At 49.0% G+C, this 19,715-nt stretch carries 21 protein-coding genes; 12 read left to right on the top strand and 9 right to left on the bottom strand.

Going from position 1 to position 19,715, the window contains the following annotated elements; translation table 11 throughout:
* The first annotated feature begins 32 nt into the window (after positions 1–32).
* From HA50_RS07335 to HA50_RS07380, 11 genes are all read left to right on the top strand, one after another.
* A complete protein-coding gene (locus HA50_RS07335; RefSeq protein ID WP_084873806.1) occupies positions 33–770 on the top strand; it encodes a phage minor tail protein L in 738 nt (245 codons plus the stop codon).
* Between the two features lie 2 nt (positions 771–772).
* A complete protein-coding gene (locus HA50_RS07340; protein ID WP_084873807.1) occupies positions 773–1,492 on the top strand; it encodes a C40 family peptidase in 720 nt (239 codons plus the stop codon).
* The gene (locus HA50_RS07345; RefSeq protein WP_084873808.1) at positions 1,485–2,123 is read left to right on the top strand and encodes a tail assembly protein; all 639 of its coding nucleotides are present in this window, start codon (positions 1,485–1,487) and stop codon (positions 2,121–2,123) included. The genes HA50_RS07340 and HA50_RS07345 overlap by 8 nt, the downstream gene beginning before the upstream one ends.
* A 52-nt stretch (positions 2,124–2,175) precedes the next feature.
* Positions 2,176–5,361, top strand: coding sequence for a TipJ family phage tail tip protein (locus HA50_RS07350; protein WP_084873809.1), 3,186 nt, complete (start codon positions 2,176–2,178; stop codon positions 5,359–5,361).
* 9 nt (positions 5,362–5,370) lie between these two features.
* Complete coding sequence (locus HA50_RS31005; protein WP_139810906.1) at positions 5,371–5,676, top strand: hypothetical protein; 306 nt, start codon at positions 5,371–5,373, stop codon at positions 5,674–5,676.
* Positions 5,673–6,323, top strand: coding sequence for a hypothetical protein (locus HA50_RS07355; protein ID WP_084873810.1), 651 nt, complete (start codon positions 5,673–5,675; stop codon positions 6,321–6,323). The genes HA50_RS31005 and HA50_RS07355 overlap by 4 nt, the downstream gene beginning before the upstream one ends.
* Before the next feature lie 82 nt (positions 6,324–6,405).
* Positions 6,406–6,690, top strand: coding sequence for a TonB family protein (locus HA50_RS07360; protein ID WP_244193564.1), 285 nt, complete (start codon positions 6,406–6,408; stop codon positions 6,688–6,690).
* Positions 6,691–6,752: 62 nt separating this feature from the next.
* Complete coding sequence (locus tag HA50_RS07365) at positions 6,753–8,006, top strand: tail fiber domain-containing protein (RefSeq protein WP_084873812.1); 1,254 nt, start codon at positions 6,753–6,755, stop codon at positions 8,004–8,006.
* A 290-nt stretch (positions 8,007–8,296) separates the two neighbouring features.
* Positions 8,297–8,500 (top strand): hypothetical protein, encoded by a 204-nt coding sequence (locus HA50_RS07370; protein WP_084873813.1) that lies wholly within the window; start codon positions 8,297–8,299, stop codon positions 8,498–8,500.
* A 374-nt stretch (positions 8,501–8,874) separates the two neighbouring features.
* Positions 8,875–9,114, top strand: coding sequence for a hypothetical protein (locus HA50_RS07375; protein WP_084873814.1), 240 nt, complete (start codon positions 8,875–8,877; stop codon positions 9,112–9,114).
* Between the two features lie 59 nt (positions 9,115–9,173).
* Positions 9,174–9,431 (top strand): hypothetical protein, encoded by a 258-nt coding sequence (locus HA50_RS07380; protein ID WP_244193565.1) that lies wholly within the window; start codon positions 9,174–9,176, stop codon positions 9,429–9,431.
* A gap of 414 nt (positions 9,432–9,845) precedes the next feature.
* Here HA50_RS07380 and HA50_RS07385 read toward each other — a convergent pair whose 3' ends face one another.
* The 5 genes from HA50_RS07385 to HA50_RS07410 all read right to left on the bottom strand — a co-directional run bounded on the left by HA50_RS07385 (position 9,846) and on the right by HA50_RS07410 (position 13,544).
* Positions 9,846–10,094, bottom strand: a complete 249-nt coding sequence (locus HA50_RS07385; protein ID WP_084873816.1) for a DinI-like family protein — start codon at positions 10,092–10,094, stop codon at positions 9,846–9,848.
* Between the two features lie 1,036 nt (positions 10,095–11,130).
* Positions 11,131–12,027 carry a hypothetical protein gene (locus HA50_RS07395; RefSeq protein ID WP_084873817.1) on the bottom strand — a complete coding sequence of 299 codons (897 nt, stop codon included), beginning with the start codon at positions 12,025–12,027 and terminating at the stop codon, positions 11,131–11,133.
* 401 nt (positions 12,028–12,428) lie between these two features.
* The gene (nadS, locus tag HA50_RS07400) at positions 12,429–12,725 is read right to left on the bottom strand and encodes a NadS family protein (protein WP_084873818.1); all 297 of its coding nucleotides are present in this window, start codon (positions 12,723–12,725) and stop codon (positions 12,429–12,431) included.
* Positions 12,725–13,036, bottom strand: a complete 312-nt coding sequence (locus tag HA50_RS07405) for a toxin HigB-2 (RefSeq protein WP_084873819.1) — start codon at positions 13,034–13,036, stop codon at positions 12,725–12,727. The genes nadS and HA50_RS07405 overlap by 1 nt, the downstream gene beginning before the upstream one ends.
* Before the next feature lie 214 nt (positions 13,037–13,250).
* Positions 13,251–13,544, bottom strand: coding sequence for a DUF8087 domain-containing protein (locus HA50_RS07410; RefSeq protein ID WP_084873820.1), 294 nt, complete (start codon positions 13,542–13,544; stop codon positions 13,251–13,253).
* Positions 13,545–13,917: 373 nt separating this feature from the next.
* On the opposite strand from HA50_RS07410, the gene HA50_RS07415 reads away from it, so the two are divergent.
* Positions 13,918–14,196 (top strand): hypothetical protein, encoded by a 279-nt coding sequence (locus HA50_RS07415; protein WP_084873821.1) that lies wholly within the window; start codon positions 13,918–13,920, stop codon positions 14,194–14,196.
* A 56-nt stretch (positions 14,197–14,252) separates the two neighbouring features.
* On the opposite strand, the gene HA50_RS07420 is transcribed toward HA50_RS07415, so the two are convergent.
* The 4 genes from HA50_RS07420 to HA50_RS07435 all read right to left on the bottom strand — a co-directional run bounded on the left by HA50_RS07420 (position 14,253) and on the right by HA50_RS07435 (position 19,429).
* The gene (locus HA50_RS07420; protein ID WP_084873822.1) at positions 14,253–14,438 is read right to left on the bottom strand and encodes a ribbon-helix-helix protein, CopG family; all 186 of its coding nucleotides are present in this window, start codon (positions 14,436–14,438) and stop codon (positions 14,253–14,255) included.
* Positions 14,439–14,697: 259 nt separating this feature from the next.
* A complete protein-coding gene (locus HA50_RS07425) occupies positions 14,698–16,026 on the bottom strand; it encodes a TolC family protein (protein ID WP_084873823.1) in 1,329 nt (442 codons plus the stop codon).
* A gap of 3 nt (positions 16,027–16,029) precedes the next feature.
* Complete coding sequence (locus tag HA50_RS07430) at positions 16,030–17,250, bottom strand: beta-barrel domain-containing protein (RefSeq protein ID WP_084873824.1); 1,221 nt, start codon at positions 17,248–17,250, stop codon at positions 16,030–16,032.
* The gene (locus HA50_RS07435; RefSeq protein ID WP_084873825.1) at positions 17,243–19,429 is read right to left on the bottom strand and encodes a type I secretion system permease/ATPase; all 2,187 of its coding nucleotides are present in this window, start codon (positions 19,427–19,429) and stop codon (positions 17,243–17,245) included. The genes HA50_RS07430 and HA50_RS07435 overlap by 8 nt, the downstream gene beginning before the upstream one ends.
* Between the last annotated feature and the right edge of the window lie 286 nt (positions 19,430–19,715).

Genomic DNA, 19,715 nt, shown 5'->3' on the forward strand with positions numbered 1-19,715 from the left:
ACGCTCGGGCGTCCTTTTTTTATGGGCTAAATATGAGCTTTACAGCGGATATTCAGCAGCTGGAGCCGGGGCAGCTGGTCCAGCTTATTGAGATTGATGGCACCGGTTTTGGCATGGCAGACATCCTGAGATTTCACGCCCTCAATATTTCTTCTGAAGGCTGGGCAGCTTTTGCTGCCGGAAATCTTCCGGCCATCATCTGGCAGGGCAATCAGTATGATCCTCACCCCTACGAGCTGAAAGGGGTGGAGCTGAGCAGCACCGGGTCACAGCCAGCGCCAACGCTTTCCGTAGGCAACGTCGGAAACTATGTAACGGCGCTATGCCTTCAGTATGACGATCTGGTCAAAGCGAAGGTAAAGATACACACCACGCTGTTTAAATACCTGGATGCGGCAAACTGGACGGCAGGTAATCCTAATGCCAGTCCGGTAGATGAACGCGTTCAGCTGTTTTATGTGAATGAGAAATCGAAGGAAACCCGCAGCCAGGTTGATTTTGAACTGTGTTCTCCTTTTGACCTTCAGAGCCTGCAACTCCCTTCCAGGCAGATCACACCGGTATGCACCTGGTGCATGCGGGGCTGGTATCGCACGGGCACCGGCTGCGACTACAACGGTACGGATTACTTTCTGAAAGACGGCACGCCAACGGCTGATCCCTCCCTTGATGTGTGCGGCGGGCGGCTCAGTGACTGCCGGTTGCGATTCGGTTCTGAAAACCCGATGCCATTCGGCGGCTTCCCCGCTGGAAACCTTCAGGGCAAATAATCATGCGTGAAAAAATCATGAACGCCATACGTGAGCACGTCGCGGCAGAGTACCCGAATGAAGCATGCGGGGTGATTATTCAGGACGGTCAGTCACAGGAATACATCCGCTGCCGGAATATCTCCGATACGCCCAAAGAGCATTTCACGCTGTCACCTGATGACATGGCTGAAGCGGAAAGTCGGGGCGAGGTTCTGATGGTAGTTCACTCGCACCCGGATGTGGTGCAGCTGATACCGTCTGAGCTTGACCGCATTCAGTGTGACCATTCCGGCGTTGAGTGGGGGATCATGTCGTGGCCTGACGGGGATTTTTGCACGATTTCCCCGCGTGGCGATCGCGAGCTGGCCGGGCGGCGCTGGGTACTGGGACATGCCGACTGCTGGTCGCTGGTCCGTGATTATTTCCGGCTGGAACACGGCATTACGCTGGGTAACTGGTCCGTTGATTACGAGTGGTGGGTGGACGGCAACGAAAACCGCTACGACGATAACTGGCAGCGCGAGGGCTTCATGGAAGTCGATGCAACCGCCATGCAGCCCGGCGATGTGATCATGATGCGGGTACGGGCACCCGTGACCAACCATGCTGCCGTGTATCTTGGCAATAACAACATCCTCCATCACGCCTTTGGCAACCTTTCCGCCCGCGTGCCTTACGGCAAATATTACCGTGACCGTACCGTGCGGATAGTCCGGCATAAGGAGTTATTCAGTGCTTAAGAAAATGATCCTCACCGGTGGTCTGGCGAAGAAATTCGGCAAGGTGCATCAGTTCCACGTAGCTGACCTGAATGAAATGCTGCGCGCCATGTGTTCACAGGTTAAAGGATTCAAAAAATATCTCTCTAATGCGCACCTCAGTGGGGTGAGTTTTGCTTTCTACAGCGGCGGTAAAAATATCAGCCTGAAAGAATTTGATATGTCATCCGGCGCAACTGAGTACCGGATGGCGCAGATCATTGAAGGCAGCAAGCAGGCGGGTGTGCTCCAGGTTGTTGTGGGAGCGGTGGCGCTGGTATCTGCCTATTTTACAGCTGGCGGGAGTCTGGCGCTCTGGGGCGCGACGCTCACCGGCGCGGCGGGTGCGGCAACAGGTGCAGCCGCAGTTGCGACCGTCATGCTGAGCGGAATGGGCGTAAGCATGATGCTTGGTGGTGTAATCAGCATGCTAACACCCCAGCCCAGCTATAACGTTGGCGCATCATCCAGCGCGGATAACACGCCAAATTATGCGTTTGGCTCCCCCGTTAACACTGTCGCAATGGGTTATCCCATTCCTCCGTTATATGGCACGCGGGAAATTGGCGGCCCTATTATCAGCGCGGGCATCTACTCCAGCGACCAGCAGTAAAAAACAGAATTCAAGCCAGCCACCTCCGGGTGGCTTTTTTTATGGGTGAAATATGCGACTTCTTGACGGTGGATTAATTCAGGGCAGGAAAGCGGGCAGCAGCAGCGCCCACACGCCTGTTGAAGAGCCTGATGACTTATTATCGGTCGCCAAAATTAAAATGCTGCTGGCAATTGCTGAGGGTGAAATACAGGGCGAACTGACAGCACAGAATATTTTCCTGAATGATACCCAGCTGGCTAACGAAGACGGCACCTACAATTTTACCGGCGTTGTATGGGATTACCGCAACGGCACGCAGGACCAGACCTACATCCAGGGCATGCCGGAAATCAATAACGAGTCCTCTGTAGGCGTTGAGATAACGACCACTGCACCGTGGACCCGTCAGTTTACCGATCTGACGCTGGATGCCGTGCGCGTAAAACTGAGCCTGCCCTTGCAGTATCTGTACAAAGATAACGGCGATATGGTGGGTACGGTCACGCAGTACGCTATCGATCTCTCAACCGATGGCGCAGCCTGGGTCAATGTGGTTAACGGCAGCTTTGACGGCAAAACCACTTCGGAATATCAGCGCGATCACCGTATCAACCTGCCAGCAGCCACAACCGGCTGGTCTGTACGTGTGCGGCGTATCACTGCTGATTCAACTTCAACGAAGCTGATTAACGCCTTCAAAGTGTTCTCTTTCGCGGAAGTCATCGACAGCAAGTTACGCTACCCGAACACCGCATTACTTTACATCGAGCTGGACTCCAGCCAGTTCAACGGCAGCGCGCCGAAAATTACCTGTAAACCGAAAGGGAAGCTGGTACGCGTCCCGACAACCTATGACCCGGTAACCCGCACATATAGCGGTACATGGGCGGGTGATTTTAAGCTGGCCTGGACAGACAATCCCGCGTGGATTTTTTACGATCTGGTGCTCGATGAGATTTACGGCATGGGCAACCGTGTTGACGCCACCATGATTGATAAATGGGAGTTGTACACCATTGCGCAGTATTGCGATGAGATGGTGTCAGACGGCGCAGGCGGCACGGAGCCACGTTTTACCTGTAACGTGTACATCCAGAGCCAGGAAGATGCGTACACCGTGCTGAAGGATATCGCGGCGGTGTTTCGCGGGATTACCTTCTGGGGCAATGACCAGATTTATGTGAAAGCAGACGTACCACAGGACGATGTGGATTTTGTTTACCACGCCTCAAATGTGATTGACGGCCTGTTTACGTATGCTGGTGGCTCCTACAAAAACCGTTACACCTCCTGTCAGGTGTCATGGTCTGATCCGCAGAATCATTACTCCGACACGGTTGAAGGTGTTTATGAGCCTGATCTGGTTCAGCGTTACGGTGTCAATGAAACCCAGCTGACGGCCATAGGCTGCACCTCTCAGAGTGAAGCGCACCGACGCGGGCGCTGGGCCATTCTGTCAAACGCGAAGGACGGGACGATATCTTTTGGCGTGGGTCTGGATGGTTATATTCCATTGCCTGCTGAAATCATTGGCGTTGCCGATCCTTTCCGTGCGGGCAAACAAAACGGTGGACGCATCAGAACCGTTAACAGCCTGAGTTTCGAACTGGACCGCGAAGCGGATTATGCCGCAGGTGATCGCCTGGTGCTGAACCTGCCAGACGGCACCGCACAGACCCGCACCATTGCGTCAGTCAGCGCTGATAAGAAAACGGTAACGGTCAGCACTGCATTCAGAATGACGCCAGCAGCGGGTGCGGTATGGGCCATCGACAGTGATAATCTGGCAATTCAGTATTTTCGCGTAACCTCGATTGCGTCGAACGATGACGGCACCTTTACGATTGCTGCTGTCCAGCATGACCCGAACAAATACCGCTACATTGATGACGGCGTGAAAATCGACCCGGCACCGATCACCGTGACGCCACCAGGTGTAATGACTGCGCCACAGAATATCACCATCACCCAGGTGGATTACGTCGAGCAGGGGCTTAACGTTGCCTGCATGCAGGTGACGTGGGACGCCGTGACAAGCGCAATCAGCTACACCGCACAATGGCGCAAGGATAACGGCGACTGGGTTAACGTGGGCCAGCAGAGCGCGAAGGGCTTCACCATTTCCGGTATTTACGCGGGTGTGTATGACGTGCGCGTGCGTGCCGTAAATGCGGTCGATGTATCGTCTCCGTGGGGTTATGCGCAGTCAACCACGCTGACGGGCAAGGTAGGCAAGCCCGGCACGCCGGTCAGTCTTCTGGCCTCTGATGATGTTGTGTGGGCTATCGATATTCAGTGGGGCTTCCCGGAAGGCTCCGGCGACACGGCTTACACCGAATTGCAGGTTGCCACTACAGCAGACGGGCAGAACCCGCTGTTTCTGGCTTACGTGCCATATCCCGGCGTCAGTTACCAGCATGGTCCCATGCCCGCAGGCGTGCGCCGCTGGTATCGCGCCCGGCTGGTGGACCGTATCGGGAATGTGGGCGACTGGACGGAGTTTGTAACCGGCGCAAGCAGTGTTGATGCGACGGCGTTGTTGGGTGACATCACCGAGCAGGTATTACAGACCGATGCTGGTAAGCAACTGGTATCGAAAGTGGATACTAACATTGAAGGAATGCTCCAGAATGCCCTGGACGGTGATGCCACAGTTGATCATCAGTTCCAGCTGTACGGACAAAACCGCGCTGACATCCTCACGGTTAAGCAGACGATTGCAACCAACGACCAGGCCTATGCTCAGAAGTTTGAGCAGGTACAGGCCAGCATCGATACGAACACCGCCGCTGTGCAGCAGACATCAACGGCGCTGGCTGACACCAACGGTAAACTCTCCGCACAGTATTCTGTCAAGGTTGCGGTAGACAGCAACGGACGCCAGTACGCTGCCGGGATGGGTATCGGTGTCGAAAACTCACCATCAGGCATGCAGACACAGGTGTTGTTTCTGGCTGACAGGTTTGCAGTGATGAGCCAGGTAGGGGCAACCCCTAAAACCTTCTTCGCAATTCAGAATGGACAAACCATCATCGACACCACTTTCATCGGTGACGGCACCATTACTAATGCGATGATCGGGGCTTACATCCAGTCAACAAACTATGTTGCGGGGATTTCAGGCTGGCGACTGGGGAAAGATGGAACGTTTGAACGCAATGCGGCAAATGGTTCCGGTCGTGTAATAGATACCGGCGTGCTAAGGCAGGTTTATGATGCAAATGGCACGCTGCGTATCAGAGACGGACTTTGGTAAGGAGATTATATGCCCTGCGGACTACAATGCTGGGATGCAACGGGCAAATTGATAGTAGATATTGGTGATTACAATACGCGATATCTTGGAAGGACAACCGTCACTATTCCCGCCAATTCAAACATTGCCACCGGTTCTTTTAGCGGAATGACGGATACAGGATCATTTGTCGTCGTTGTCTCAGCAACAAGTACATCTTATTTCACTCCTGCTAATTTTGCTGCGCGGGCTTATAGCGGCGGCTTTCGTGTATTTAAACTCTCTTCATACACTGCCGCCGTTACACTCACACTGGATATGTATGGGTTTTTATGAGTGGATATCAGGTATTTAACTCTTCGGGTGCTCTTGTAATTGATTCTGATTATAAAGGTACTTATTACAAAGACACTGTAGCCTATGCCGGATTAACCGACATTGGCTATTACAATATTTCCTGCCAGTTAGGTGACTCGACTGATATGGGTCATGTAACCAACAGCGTTGCCCTTGATGACCATTTGAGATGGTTTAAGCCGAATAATAATGCAAAGATGTTTTTTACTGGGCCGGACTGGATGACGGCAAATGCCGGTTCGATGGCACGAACGCGCAGCGATATGCCAGTGGAAAGCGGATACAGGGATATTTTTAATGCGTCTGGAGAATTGATATGGTCTGCGGTTATGGCTGCGAAAATCCCACGTATTTTAGGTTTTTTCGATATACCCGCTAATTTTGACCTTGATAACAGCGTGTACTCGCAAAGTATTGGCACAAGCGTTTGGCTTCTTGTCAGTTCAGTTCCGGGTGGAAATATATCAGATGATGGTGCTGTTACTGGCTTTTCTGGTCCCTTTTTTAGATTTACCAATGGAACACTGCAATGCCAGTGGGTAAACCAGAAACAGCTTTCATGGGCTAACACCCTAAAACCTTATGGACTGCGCATTCCTTATGGGATTCTATCAAATCTAGTATGAGAGAATTAGATCATTAAGATCTATTTTATGAATTGAAATGAAAGACCATTGCCGCTTTTATACCTCTAGCTCAGGAGGATATATGCGAATAATTATCTTTGTGTTTTCAATAGTGTTATCAACAGTGGCATTTGCTAACAATATCATTACCTATCCAAAACGCGCTGAGAACCTGCGCATAGAAGGTGAGGTCAATGTGCTTTATGACGTGAATGCACAGGGAAAGACGGAAAATATCCGTATTATCAGCATGCAACCGAAGTATGTATTCAATCGCTCAGTTCAAAATCAGATAGCACGATGGAAGTATCCAGAAGGGCATGCTGAAACTGACGTACCGCTAAAAGTCATATTTAAAGCGAACTGATAAAACCAAATTATCGAAACCCGGCCATTGCGCCGGTTTTTTTTCTTGCCCGGAGAAAATATATGCCAGCAGGCACTATTACCCTGACAAACAATTCCGCAACAGTATCAGGAAGCGGTACAGCGTTAGCGTCTGAATTAAACGCTAATGATTTTCTGGTGGCTATTGTCGGCGGTGTGACTTATACGCTGGGCGTTAAGTCCGTTGAATCCGCTACCAGCCTGACTTTGATTACAGCTTATGGCGGGCCAACATCATCAGGCTTGGCCTGGACAGCTGTACCTAATGCGGCGCTGGTGGGTATTACTGCTCAGGTGGCCGCTGACGTAGCAAAAGCGATTCGTGGCCTGAATCTGGATAAAGCCAACTGGCAACAGATTTTCACTGGCACAGGCAACGTTACCGTTACCCTACCTGACGGTACAACCTATACGGGGCCAGCCTGGAACGGAATTACAACTACGCTCGCAGGTAAAGCGGCAAAAGGTGCGAACAGCGATATTACATCGCTCACAGGATTGACCACCGCCCTTAGCATTGCGCAGGGTGGTACAGGAGCTAAAACGGCGTCTGATGCCTGGGTAGCATTATTAAATGGACGAACAGCTGCAACCGCCAGAAACGATCTAAGTCTTGGCACTTCACAGGTTCCTTACTTTTCCTCTATTGAACTTTCTAGTGCAACACCATTTATTGACTTCCATTATGGAAGTGGTTCAACCGACTATAACGTCAGGTTAATAAATAGTTCAAATAACTTGTTATCCTGTTCTGGTGTATTTGATGTTGTTCAGGGAATTGCCTCAAGGGCGGGATTAGGCGGTGCAGTAGACTCTAATGTTCCATTCTTCTTTTATTGGAACTATGTAACAACAGCAACAGGATTATACGGTTTTGTTGGAAATACCGGTTTAGGGAATATTAGCTTTGTTGCTGCATCAGATAAGATGCTAAAAACAGAGCCTGTATACGCCGACAATAATGATGATGCGCTTGATCAAGTCAAAAACTGGAAGGTTGCTAGCTTTAAGTATAAGGCAAGGGGCATCATCCCCGAGAGTGATGAAAGACTTGGCTTTATCGCTAATGACATGGTTAAGTTTAGCCCGGAATGCGTTAAGGGTGATGGTTTGCCGGATGATTACGATATTGAAAATGATCCTAACAATACCGGTTATTACACCCTTGACCAGATTGCTATTATCGCCAAATTGACCCAGGCGGTGCAGGCCCAGCAGCAGCTGATTGAAAACCAGATCGAGGCTATTACTGCTTTGCAGGAACGGCTCACTGCACTGGAAGGTACCGGGTCATGATGAAAAAATTGCACAGGCCAGCCTTGAGTCCAGCCTGTGCAAAGGTCGTGTAGATAATGTCATTTTTTTAGTGGCGGAGAAAACTTACCTAAAACAGTTCATATTTTCAACAAAAAATCCCGCGCCCTAGATAGGTTCAGGCGCGGGCAATGTTGAGGTATTACTGATGACCAAGAAATCATTACTCTGATAAGTTTACTTTTTCAAAATATACAGCACGGAAAGCTAAAATCCTGACCTATGTTTCCCTGCAATAATCAATTCAGGCTGAGATATAAGCGGGAATGCATATGGAAATTGATGAAGAAAGAATGCGTATGATGGTTTCTGCGATAGGCCGTGCAGCAGTTGATTTGAAATTCAGTGGACGGCCGGTAACCGAGCAGACTATTGCAGAAAAACTGGACCAGTTCAGGCGGGCAGAGCCTGGAATCGTTGGTAAGAAAGTGTACATGGACGCTGCCGACATTATGCGATACGGCAGATTACAGTGAGAACCAGTGATCCTTCCTGTATACACGCCTTAAGTAACAAGACATAAAAAAGCCCGCGCTCTGGGTTGGAAGAACGCGGGCAAGTTCTACCATGGATATTCAGGTTGCGGCATGTCGGTGTGGCATGCCGCTATATGAGTTTAGCAACATCCGTTTGGTGTGCAAAAAAAAGCCCGCATCAGCGGGCGAAATTCGTTACATGGGATTATCCATGTAGTTTATGACCCGCTATCCCCCTAAAGGTTCAACTCTCTCCGCATTTAAATTTCCTTTCCTGACAATCCCTTCTCAGAAAGATCTGACGATCTACTTGATCGATTCTGTCGATCAATAATACTGTATGGGCATACAGTAATTATCGGGAGTTGATCACCATGCCACGCTACCGCGACATACAGAACGCCTTTCGACAGAGCATCAAGATGGATGTGAGAGGCCAGAAAACAGTTACAACGGGTGATTTCGTTGCCGAGCTGGAGCGCCATAACCATCACTGGACGCTGAAGCGCGCTAATGCCTGGATAGAGAATCAGATCAGCTATTTCATCGACATCACTCCAGACTTCAGCGAAGACAGGAAATTCAAGTTGAACAGCCAGAATGGGCCTTATTGATGGGCTTCCCGTCTCCGGCAAAGGATTATGCGGAAGGGAGATTAGACTGGAACGAGATAATGGGTGCTCACTATGAAGGCGTACTCATAGTGGAAACTGCTGATGGCCTGGTAGTAGTGGACACCTCAATCAGACCGAGGCATGGCGACACGATTTATTTTGAAGCGTGGGATATGCGGCAACTCGGCAAACTCGCCCCCACTGCGATCATCTGTGATGACGGCGACACGATAGAGGGTGAACCGCTGGAAGAGGTGGTGGTGATCGGTGTTGTCACCTGGGTGGTTACCCGGGCGTGGGATGGTCCATGCCCATAAAAAAGCCCGTGCTACGGCTCCCGAACAGCACGGGCAAATGCTTGCAGATAAACTCACCTCGCGGCATATATAAAGACACTCCGCCTTATCAGTTTATGCATCAGTAATAATGTATGTAAAAAAATGCCTGCTGAGTGTGCAGGCTTAAATACTCCAACAGGGAAAAATCTCATCGCACCACAATTGCTGTGTGCAGTGCATCTCTATAATAGCGACAGTGAAACATTTGTACACATTCACACCGATGATAAAATTTTCTCGATTTGATTAATTTTTGTTAGGTATAGTCCGAAAAGAAGCCCGGGCAGTGGGATAAGTTTGCCCGGGCAAAAGGTGTATCATGATCAATGTTAAGTTTAATCCGAGATGCTGATTATGCGAGCGTAGCGGCAGCAGCTTAACGGTTTGAATTCATCACCCGTGAAACCAGTCGTCTGCCGACTCCCAGGCATCCTGAAGCACCTTTGAGACTATTTCTCTGTCGCCTTCCTTATCTTTCGCCCGCAAAAGTGACAGCCCGTCATTGCTGGCGGTCTTAACCACCACGCTCACATCATCATAACTGCGACTCAGGCGCTTAGTGAGTTCCTCCCTAAGCGCCTCCACTGCACCCTTCGGCATTTTCCCTGCTTTCTCTTTAGCCACCATCACTTCGACTATCATATTTCCCCCCGGGTAACTGTATCGATATCCACTATCAAGTTGGATACTGGTTGCATGAACAGTTATTTTATATACTGTGAATTCATACAGTTCAATAAGCACAAGTGAAAGTCATAAGTTCTCCATTCGTAACCTGATGTGCAATATGAAAAAATAACTGTAAGTTCAGAATGTTAACTGCATTTGAAACTTTATGTTTTCGAACTACTGTTAACCTTAAGTCAAACAAATCCTTCAAATTACTACGATGAATGAAATGAGATCGAACCGAGCAGGAATGATTGGATGCGCCATAGGGGCGGCTGTAATCGAACTGACGGCAAAAGGTGTGCCGATAAACAAGAGCAATATTTTGTATGAGCTTGAGCGTATGGCTGCGTTATCTAAACAGCTGCCTGCAAAAGCGGTTGCCAGAGATGCAGCAAACCTTCTGAGAAAAGGATGTAATTAGCAGGAACACATGCCCTCCATAATGAAGAAAGACACATGCTTAATTTGCTCGTAATGATTCATGCCTGGGGTTGTCCAACCGGTCCTTTACTCATTGGACCGTTCGGAACTGATTGTTCCGTCGGCACATTTGGTCGCCCATCAGGGCCAATTGGTCGATCTGGATGGTAACATCCGGTCAAAGCGAAAAGATTCACAAGGATGATTATTAGCCAATTTAATGAACGTCTCATTTAAGCAACCCCCTGTCATGCAACTCAATGTTGCCACATAAGCATAGCGTATACCTGGTTCCCTAAGCTGAATCAGTTCGTATACTTCATCTTTTTACTCATCAGGTTAATGGTTAACGTCTGTGGTAATGTTCGGCATTATTACGTGAATAGCTACCAGTGCGTGGGACGGGGTAGGGCCGCCAATTTGAGCCACAAAAGCTGGTGGGTTTTACCATCATTTTGCCATAGTTTTACCATCGCAAAATTGAGGCAAAAAAAAAGCAGCCGTAAGAGGCTGCTTTCTTTGGAGATTTTGGTCGGCACGAGAGGATTTGAACCTCCGACCCCTGACACCCCATGATTAAGTGTTATCAGCGAGTGAGACTTATTATTGCATCTATTGCCTCGGGGAAAAGACAAAGTCTAAAATATGCATTTTTTTTACGGTAAGCATCTTTCCATGCAACAAACTCTTCTTCATCAGCTTTGCTCGCACCGAAATAATAAATATCAGATTCTGATTCGCCAATATTTTGCCAAATGTGTTTATCTGCTTGATGTACTCTGACGCCAATAATAAATATTTTTGAAGTCTCATTTATACTTTCGTTCCACATTTCTTGCTGAGCCGAAACATAGTCAGGGCAAACTGTAACTTTTTTTCCTTCAGCATACATGGCAATGGCTGGTGCGATACTGTCTTCTGTGGTCGATTTCAATATGGATTGATATTGGTTCAGTGGTTTAACCTGAGCAGAAATAGCCGCGCTAAAAGACCCAAAGAAAGAAACCCCACGGATAATGGATTTTCCCAAATCAGGCCAGAAGTTACAAGATCCATGTATTTTTAATAATCTAATATTTCTTGGTGCAAGCCGATTTGAGTAGGTGATACCATAACCTAATGAGTTAGCTGATAGCTCAAATAAAAGATCATAGTTTAAGCTGCAATATGTAAATCTTCTATTGTTTAGTGACTCTATTAATCTGATGTAGTGATTTCCTTGGAGCGGTTTAAATCTTGCGAGATAACCTGCCAGCTCTCGTTGGAAAGACATAACATTCCCATTCGCGAACTCATTGTATGCAGCCATGCCACTTTCAAAATTTTCTCTGAAAAGATCTTTCAATTCGTTTGGTAAACTGGCAGCAGTATTGCCCAGCTCTTCTAACTTAGTAAAAAGACTGTTTCCTAAAGGAGGAGCATAAGGTAAAACACTACCGCTACCGAAACTTGCTCCAGCACCCAAAAGAATCATATAGCCCATACAGCCCTCTCAGTGGTAATGATGTCTTTGATAATGATAATTAGTATCAACGTAAAATTTTCATAATATGGAATTCATTTAGCACATAACTTGCTGATTATAAAAAGGCCATTTTTGTGCTGCTGTTATGATAAGTCAATCTAACATATTGTTATTATTAACTATAAAGCCTGATTTAAAATCCCTCGATCGTAAGGTCGTGCGGGTTCAAGTCCCGCCCCGGGCACCATATTTATCTGCCGATAAAACCGAATAAAATCAAAGCAATATGCAGTAATGTCGTAACCGCCCAAGGGCGGTTTTTTTGTTTGGGATTTCCTGATATTCGCTGCTCTTTTTCTGACCACCCACCGCAGGAACTCCTGCAATTTTGCAGATCAAGAAAACTCCGCATCGCAGGGTCAGGATTTGGGGGAAAGTGCAGGAATGACATGTTGCGGATCACGTTCAATAGCGCGTAATAGCGCTTTCGCTGGGCCGGTAGGTTCTCGTCTGCCTTGCTCCCAGTTTTTTAACGTGTCAACGCTGACTGAAATCAGCTTCGCAAAACCAGATTGAGAAAGGCCACTTGCCGTACGAATAGCTTTAACCTGAACTGCGGTAACCGTGGTTTCACGAGAAGGTTCGCGGGAGCCTTCAATAATTTCATTCATTTGCGTCATGCTTTCTTTCAGACGCTCAAATAATTTTTGGTCCATTACCAGCCCTCGTTAAACGCCCGTAACTGACGCTTTTCGTCCACGGATAAATCATCCTGAACGCCTTTCTTATAGATAAGTAGCAATCTGATATGCGAGTCAGACACTTTGTGAAAGTAAATTACCCGAACACCGCTGCGTTTACCTTTGCTTTTGGCAGACCAGCGCACTTTGCGCAGGCCACCAGTATGGGGAATGACGTCTCCCCAATCAGGATTATCTGCCATAAACTGTTGAAACGCGGCGTATTCATCATCAGTCAGCAGATCCTTAACATCTTCCGTAAAAATAGGGGTCTCAATAAATAGCATCTAAGTACATCCTTTGTACGTCAATGGCGTATAGCAGAGGTGATTTTATCACCGATAAAGTATGCGTCAATGGCGTATACCCTATCTTTTCACCTGTCAGTGAATGGATTTTGATCGCGGGTGATAGTAACGAGGTCACTCCACCCCTGATCGTTGGGTGTCCAACTTTCGAGGGGCAGTTCAGCCGGAGAGCCGTTGACTGACGGTCTCTGCTCTAGCTCCCATCCAGGAGCTGGCGCAACTCAGCGATGCTCATTTCCCGTTCAGGAATAAATTCCAGTTGGTTCAGTTTGGTGAATTCCTGCCATTCTTCCGGCAGTAATTCATACCCAGGTTCATACATATCGCCCTTATCATCGTCATGATTGGCGTAAACAAGATAAAAAATATCACCTGCATCCTCTTGTTGTTCATCAACGACAATAACGTCGGTCACAATCAGTCTGACAGACGGGTCTTGCTTTGAAACATACAGGCCTGCAGAGGGGATGGTGTGTTGTGCAGTCATAAGAATTCCTTTTGCAAAATTACGTCAGGAAAGAAATGAACCGGGCAGGGCACAATCTAGCATCATGAAACAAGTCGATCACATTCGATGATCACGTTTGTCAAATGATCTGACTTCGCAAAATAGCTCATCTGGCAACCCCCCTGTGTACTGACATCGACAAAAAACCAGGAAAACGCCTAATGATTTATCAGCCTATTTCGAGGGGGGTTAGCCTGGCCTTTTTGCGGAAGATGCGGCAACAATGTTGTTACACATCACGACAAGACCATGACGTGTCACACATCGCACTGTTTCACACCAGTGATATGAGTGCTGGTATTGCTGGGAAACATGATTGACCGCTATGTGCAACTTTTGCCGGGGGAACTCAATGATTATTTCTCAGGAGAAAATGATCGTCCTGCACCGCATGCAAAAGGGAACGAAGTTCCTGTTACGCGGTGATAAAGCAATGGGGTATGAAGTCAGGCACGATATCAGAAGCCATAAACACAGGGAGGTTAATTGTCGCAGTCTGGCTCCCCTGATACGGGATGGGCTGGTGGAATTTGTTTTTTACCCAACGGATATTACGCGTTATTACGAGGTAAGACTGACGGAAGAAGGCCAAAGGTTAGTCAGCGAAGAAATCAGTTATCGCTGTGGCTGACGGCATGGTGAGAGACGTCAGCATGGCCAAAAAGGCCGCACAATGGCGGCCCGTGGTTAGCTTTTTAGCGACTGGTCATAAATATCAATGGCTGCCGTAATAATTGCACCCTGGGAAATCCCTTTCAGATTCGCGAGCGATTCTATCCGTGCGATCGTGCTCAAAGGGAGCTTATAGGTTTTGGGCTTAATACCGCGTTTTTCGTCGCTGCGTTTTTGAATATCACTGGCTGATTGAATCATGGTTCAACCCTTTGTCTTCGAGATAGAAATTGCTGAAATCGACCTTCTCACCCTGAGCGCCCATTAAGGCCGGGCGGCATCGGCTCAAAGAGTAAACAGAATGATCATACTAAGTGTAGTTCAATCCCTACATTAACTATTGTTTAGATAAGCTTTTTTCATTTCTGAGCCCCTGAATAACATCTCTGGATCCCATGGATGTCAGCCTGGTTCACTTTCGCTACCAGGAACGAAAAGCTGGCATTCCCCCCTTTACGATTTAGTATTTTCCGCCCTTATTTGCGCGCAAACCAAACCACTCAAAGGTCATACTGGCAGTGGTTACAAGCTTAACGTTAGCGCTATAGGCATCATGCCGGGCATTTACCGTCGCGATATGGTTGTTGTAGCAATCATTTTCAGCGGTTAAAACATCAAGTAACGTGCGTTTTCCCAACCGTAACCATTGCTCATAGTAAATTTTGCTAACCCTATCGGTTTCCCGACTGAGTTTTTGGTATTCGCGGCTTTGTATCTCCGCAGCGTCTCTGTTTTGGCTGAGATTGTGGATTTGATACTCCATATCCATGCGTGTTTGGGCGAACTGCGATTTCCTGGCCGATGCCCGCGCCGATGATGCCTGAATAGCGGCTTTTTCCGCTCCACCGGTGAAAGCATTCCACTGAATATTCAGTCCCGTGTACCACTGACCAGGGTTGCCATAACTGTCTTTGGCGGTGTTTTTAGCAATCACCCAATTAAGCTGTGGCAGCGTGCTGGCTTCCGCTGCCGCCACATCATGCACCGCAGATTCAGCTTCTGCCTGTGCCTTTAGCCATGAAGGGTGTTTATCTACCCGACTGATCACCAGTGAAGTGGGAATGGGTTGCATCGTCCAGTCGAAATTATCCGGTAAACTGACGTGTTCTCCGGTCAGACGGAACAGTGTGATCTCCGCTTGTCTGCGCTGGTCAGTGACCCGCTGCATGCTGGCTTCTGCCGCCAACAGCTTTGCTCTTGCCTGCACCAACTCACTGTGTCTTCCTGCATCAGTTTGGGTGATTTCCACCAGCATATTGACCAGGGTGCGCATGCGTTTCACATAAGCTTGCGTAATTTCCTGATTTTGCTGGTAGCGACTTAATTCGATAAGTTGGCTCAGCGTGTTGTAAGCAATCTGTTGTTGCTGATAATCATATTGGTACGTTGCCGCGTTAGCCTGCTGTGTGGCGCTGCCAATATTTTCGCGATTCTTCCCCCAGTCAAACAACGTGGTGGTGACATTCAGTGAGAGGCTGCTGTCATCCAGATGATTATTCCCCGTGTGGTTGCCACGGCCAAAAGAGGCCATCGGTGCCGTCGTGCCGAGCTGAACCTGGGGCCAGCGCGCACCTTTTACCCGGTCAATGTCGAAGTCGGCGGCTTGTTTGTCAGCGCCAGCAACCCGGATTTCAGGGCTGTAATCCAACGCCTGATTGACGGTTTTCGCCAGCCAGACGCGAGTCGCGTTGCTCATCGTCGTGTCGTGCGTCATGGGAGTAGTAACGGGTGCGGTGATACCCGCACGGCTGATGGTCAGCATCAATAGCGTAATCATTGCCTTGCGCATGTTTTATCTCTCCCTGAACGCTTCGCGCGCTTTTAAAACCGGCTTGAGCAGATAAGACAGGATGGTTTTTTCACCCGTTTTGATCTCTACGCTGGCGGTCATCCCTGGAATAATGGGGAAACTTTTATCTTTGACATGTAAATCCGTGCCATGGGTGCGGATATAAACCCGGTAATAGGTCGCATCCTCACGGCCCGAACGTGCTTTAGTTTCATCAATAATGGTATCGGGGCTGATACTTTCTATGACGCCGTCAAGGCTGCCATAAATGGCGAAGTCATAGGCGGAGATTTTTACCGTAGCGGGCAGGTCAGGACGTAAAAAGGCGACTTCGGTGGGTTTGATGCGGGTCTCCAGCAGCAAATTATCCTCTGACGGGATGAGAGACATAATCTGTTCGCCGCGCGAGATAACGCCATCAATGGTCGTGGCTTTGATACTGTTGATCGTCCCTCTGACCGGAGCAGTAATCAGCGCATGCTTAATCACATCTTTGCGTCCAATCAGCCGTGCCTCGACCTGGGCCAGGTCAGACTCCAGCCGGGTCAACTCGCTGTTGGCGTCGGAATGGTACTTGTTGGTGCGGTCGGCTATTTGTAGCCGGAGATCATTTGCCTGTCGCCGCAGGCGGAGGATCTCCATGTCTGATATCAATCCCCGTTTCGCCAGCGGTTCTGACAAATTGACCTCTTCTTCCGCCAGCTTCAGGTTGTGTGAAAGGGAGCTGATGCTCTCCTCCAGCAATTTGCGTCGGGTCTGATAGGCCTGAGTTTCATCCTGAATCAGAGTGTGAAAGTCTTTAATTGCCTCGGGAAAAATTAAGGTTAAATCATAGGCTTCCGCTCTGGCGCGTGCGATTGCCGCTTTCAGGCTATAGGATTTGGACAACTCTTCCTGATAATTTGCCTCTGATCGTGTTGAATCCAGTTTGAGCAGTGGCTGACCTTTTTCCACCAGGTCGCCTTCTTTCACAAACAGTGCTTCCAGTGTGCCATCCTCAAAACTTTCAATGATCTGTTCATGGCTGGCGGGGATCACTTTGGCCTCACCTTTGGTCACTTCTTCAACCACGGCGAAATGCGCCCACACCAGAGCCGTGACGACCACGAACAACAGCAGCCACAAAACCAGCATGCTTTTTGGGGTTTTCTGCAGAATAATCGCGCTTTGCAGATCGTCGAGAAACGGCATATCAGTCGGCTGGAGCTGGGTTTTCTCACGCATGGGGCGCCTCCTTACGTCCGGATGTGGCCGGTAGTGACGATTGGGAAAGCCTGGCCAGAATCGGGGCCTTGGGGCCGTCAGCCAGAATTTTTCCGTCTTCCAGTACAATGATGCGTTCAACCAGGCTCAGCACCGCCGCGCGGTGGGTCACAATCACCAGGGTTTTCTGCTGGATGACTTGCTTCAGTTGTGCAATAAACTGCGCTTCTGACGTGCTATCCATTGAGCTGGTGGGTTCATCCATCAGTAAAATCGAGGGATTAAGCAGTAAACAGCGGGCGAGAGAGACCAGTTGCTTTTGCCCGCCTGACAACCCTTGCCCCATTTCGCCAACCGGCATGTCGTACCCTGAGGGGTGACGGCGGGCGATAGCATCAATGCCCGTTAATGTCGCCACCTGTAAAAAGTGTTCGGTACTGACGGCAGGATTTCCCATAATGATGTTTTGCCGTAACGTTCCCTGAAACAGGCGATTATCCTGGCAAACATAACCACAGGCGGAACGCCAGTCGGCGGGATCGATTTGGTTGACGTCGAGGGAATCCATCGTCATTTGACCCTGGGTGGGCAAATAGAGGCGGGCGAGAATTTTCAACAGCGTCGATTTACCACTCCCGATACTGCCTAAAATGGCGACGCGTTCACCTGGTCGAATGTTGATATTTAACGGATGCAGAATGGGTTGAGGATCATGAAGACCGGTTTTGGGGTAATGAAAACCGACGTGGCGCAGTGCTATTTCCCCTTTCAGCGGCGGTGCAGGTAAAAAGTGCGCCTGTTTATCGCGCTCTGTCGGCATCGCCATCAGTCGATTCAGGGAATGTAAGGCGGTTTTTGCCTGCTGGAAGCGAATGGCGAGGCCAACCACGGCAGCCAGCGGTGATAACGAGCGCCCTGAAAGGATCACCATCCCGACCAATGCGCCCATGGTCATTTCCCCGGCATGAATCAGATACACGCCCCACAGCACGATCAGAATGGTACAGACCTGCTGCACGTAGCTGACAAAATTACTGGTCAGACTCGACAGATAGCGGGTTTTCATGGACGATGCCGCCGCCAGCGCGCTGAAATCATTCCAGCGTTTTTGCATCACCCCTTCACCTTTAGCCGCTTTAAGGGTTTCCAGCCCGACGATCGTTTCGATAACCAATCCCTGTTTCTGCGAAATCTCACTGATGTTCTCTTGCATATACCGTGACAGCGGCCACTGGATCGCGACACCAGCAATGATAATCACCGGGATTGCCAGTAAAGGAATCATCGCCAGCGGCCCTCCGATGGCAAACATGATGCTGATAAACAGCAGACAGAAGGGGAGATCGGAAAGCGTCGCCAGTGTAGCCGAAGAGAGGAAATCTCTGACCGATTCAAATTCCCGTAGCTGGTTAGCAAACGAGCCAGCGGAGCGGGGTTTGCACTCCATGCGCATCGCCAGCGTTTTGCGAAACAGCAGCGAACCCACCAGCAAATCGGCTTTTTTTCCGGCGGAATCGACCAGCCAGGTTCTTATCTGTTTCGCGATGAATTCAAAGGTAATGGCGATCAACACCCCGATTGCCAGTGACCAGAGCGTGGCATAAGCCCCGGTTGGCACCACCCGGTCATAGACATTCATGGTGAAAAATGTGGTCGATAACGTCAGCACATTGGCGAGTAGCGCAGCCAGTGCGGCACTGTAGAAATACTGGCGAAAGCGCCAGAGGTTGGAAAAGAGCCAATGTCCTGACCGATCGCTATCAGGCAAAATTTCCTGGTCGCCACGGGGCGCAGGTTGAACCTTTAACTTTGTCAGCAAGGCAAAACCTGTAGTCTCATTAGCCAATGTCTCTGGTGAAACATGGCGCAGGGTCCCATTGGTGGGCGTCAGCAGGCTGTATCGTCCCTGATGTTTTTCCAGCAGGATGACATATTCGCCGCTGGTCATGGCGAGGATGACCGGGTAGAGCGATTCAGACACGGTCAGAATATCTCTCTCTACCCATCCCGCCTGAATCCCAGCCTGTTCCAGCATCAGCATGGCAATATCGGGAGCCAGGCGTTCCCCGCGCGGCAGACCCGCATAGAGCACGTCCTCGCTGGCCGATTTTCCATGGTGTCTGACAAGCCAGGTTATAGCGCAGAGTAAGGTATCTTTTTCCTGAAGTGCAGAAGATGACGGGTTATTATTTTCTTTCATAATGAGGTTTTCTAATCCTGGATAATGGTAATGTCATCTGCCTTTATTTTTCTTTTCTATATTTTTTTATTTTTAAGTTGTACTGGCATGGGATGAAAAGATTGGCGGGGGATAATAATAGGGAGTTTGACTTTATTCCTGTGATTAATTTATGAGATCTGGATGCGATCCTGATTTTGTGATTTATATTTTTATTTTTCAGTCTGTTATCTATTTTTTGTGGTTGTTTATTAAGTTGATGGCGAGGCTTTTATCAGGACTCTTTCACGTATATAGCTGCCCCGAT

Origin of the sequence: Pantoea cypripedii (assembly GCF_002095535.1) — a bacterium.
GTDB classification, from domain to species: domain Bacteria; phylum Pseudomonadota; class Gammaproteobacteria; order Enterobacterales; family Enterobacteriaceae; genus Pantoea; species Pantoea cypripedii.

Bases quoted from the DNA above. Each gene is read 5' to 3' on its own strand.
- HA50_RS07365 (WP_084873812.1), top strand. From the start codon at position 6,753: ATGCCAGCAGGCACTATTACCCTGACAAACAATTCCGCAACAGTATCA.
- HA50_RS07355 (WP_084873810.1), top strand. From the start codon at position 5,673: ATGAGTGGATATCAGGTATTTAACTCTTCGGGTGCTCTTGTAATTGAT.
- HA50_RS07425 (WP_084873823.1), bottom strand. From the start codon at position 16,026: ATGCGCAAGGCAATGATTACGCTATTGATGCTGACCATCAGCCGTGCG.
- nadS (WP_084873818.1), bottom strand. From the start codon at position 12,725: ATGGACCAAAAATTATTTGAGCGTCTGAAAGAAAGCATGACGCAAATG.
- HA50_RS07405 (WP_084873819.1), bottom strand. From the start codon at position 13,036: ATGCTATTTATTGAGACCCCTATTTTTACGGAAGATGTTAAGGATCTG.
- HA50_RS07395 (WP_084873817.1), bottom strand. From the start codon at position 12,027: ATGGGCTATATGATTCTTTTGGGTGCTGGAGCAAGTTTCGGTAGCGGT.
- HA50_RS07350 (WP_084873809.1), top strand. From the start codon at position 2,176: ATGCGACTTCTTGACGGTGGATTAATTCAGGGCAGGAAAGCGGGCAGC.
- HA50_RS07420 (WP_084873822.1), bottom strand. From the start codon at position 14,438: ATGATTCAATCAGCCAGTGATATTCAAAAACGCAGCGACGAAAAACGC.
- HA50_RS07385 (WP_084873816.1), bottom strand. From the start codon at position 10,094: ATGATAGTCGAAGTGATGGTGGCTAAAGAGAAAGCAGGGAAAATGCCG.
- HA50_RS07375 (WP_084873814.1), top strand. From the start codon at position 8,875: ATGCCACGCTACCGCGACATACAGAACGCCTTTCGACAGAGCATCAAG.
- HA50_RS07370 (WP_084873813.1), top strand. From the start codon at position 8,297: ATGGAAATTGATGAAGAAAGAATGCGTATGATGGTTTCTGCGATAGGC.
- HA50_RS07360 (WP_244193564.1), top strand. From the start codon at position 6,406: ATGCGAATAATTATCTTTGTGTTTTCAATAGTGTTATCAACAGTGGCA.
- HA50_RS07380 (WP_244193565.1), top strand. From the start codon at position 9,174: ATGGGTGCTCACTATGAAGGCGTACTCATAGTGGAAACTGCTGATGGC.
- HA50_RS31005 (WP_139810906.1), top strand. From the start codon at position 5,371: ATGCCCTGCGGACTACAATGCTGGGATGCAACGGGCAAATTGATAGTA.
- HA50_RS07430 (WP_084873824.1), bottom strand. From the start codon at position 17,250: ATGCGTGAGAAAACCCAGCTCCAGCCGACTGATATGCCGTTTCTCGAC.
- HA50_RS07410 (WP_084873820.1), bottom strand. From the start codon at position 13,544: ATGACTGCACAACACACCATCCCCTCTGCAGGCCTGTATGTTTCAAAG.
- HA50_RS07340 (WP_084873807.1), top strand. From the start codon at position 773: ATGCGTGAAAAAATCATGAACGCCATACGTGAGCACGTCGCGGCAGAG.
- HA50_RS07435 (WP_084873825.1), bottom strand. From the start codon at position 19,429: ATGAAAGAAAATAATAACCCGTCATCTTCTGCACTTCAGGAAAAAGAT.
- HA50_RS07415 (WP_084873821.1), top strand. From the start codon at position 13,918: ATGATTATTTCTCAGGAGAAAATGATCGTCCTGCACCGCATGCAAAAG.
- HA50_RS07335 (WP_084873806.1), top strand. From the start codon at position 33: ATGAGCTTTACAGCGGATATTCAGCAGCTGGAGCCGGGGCAGCTGGTC.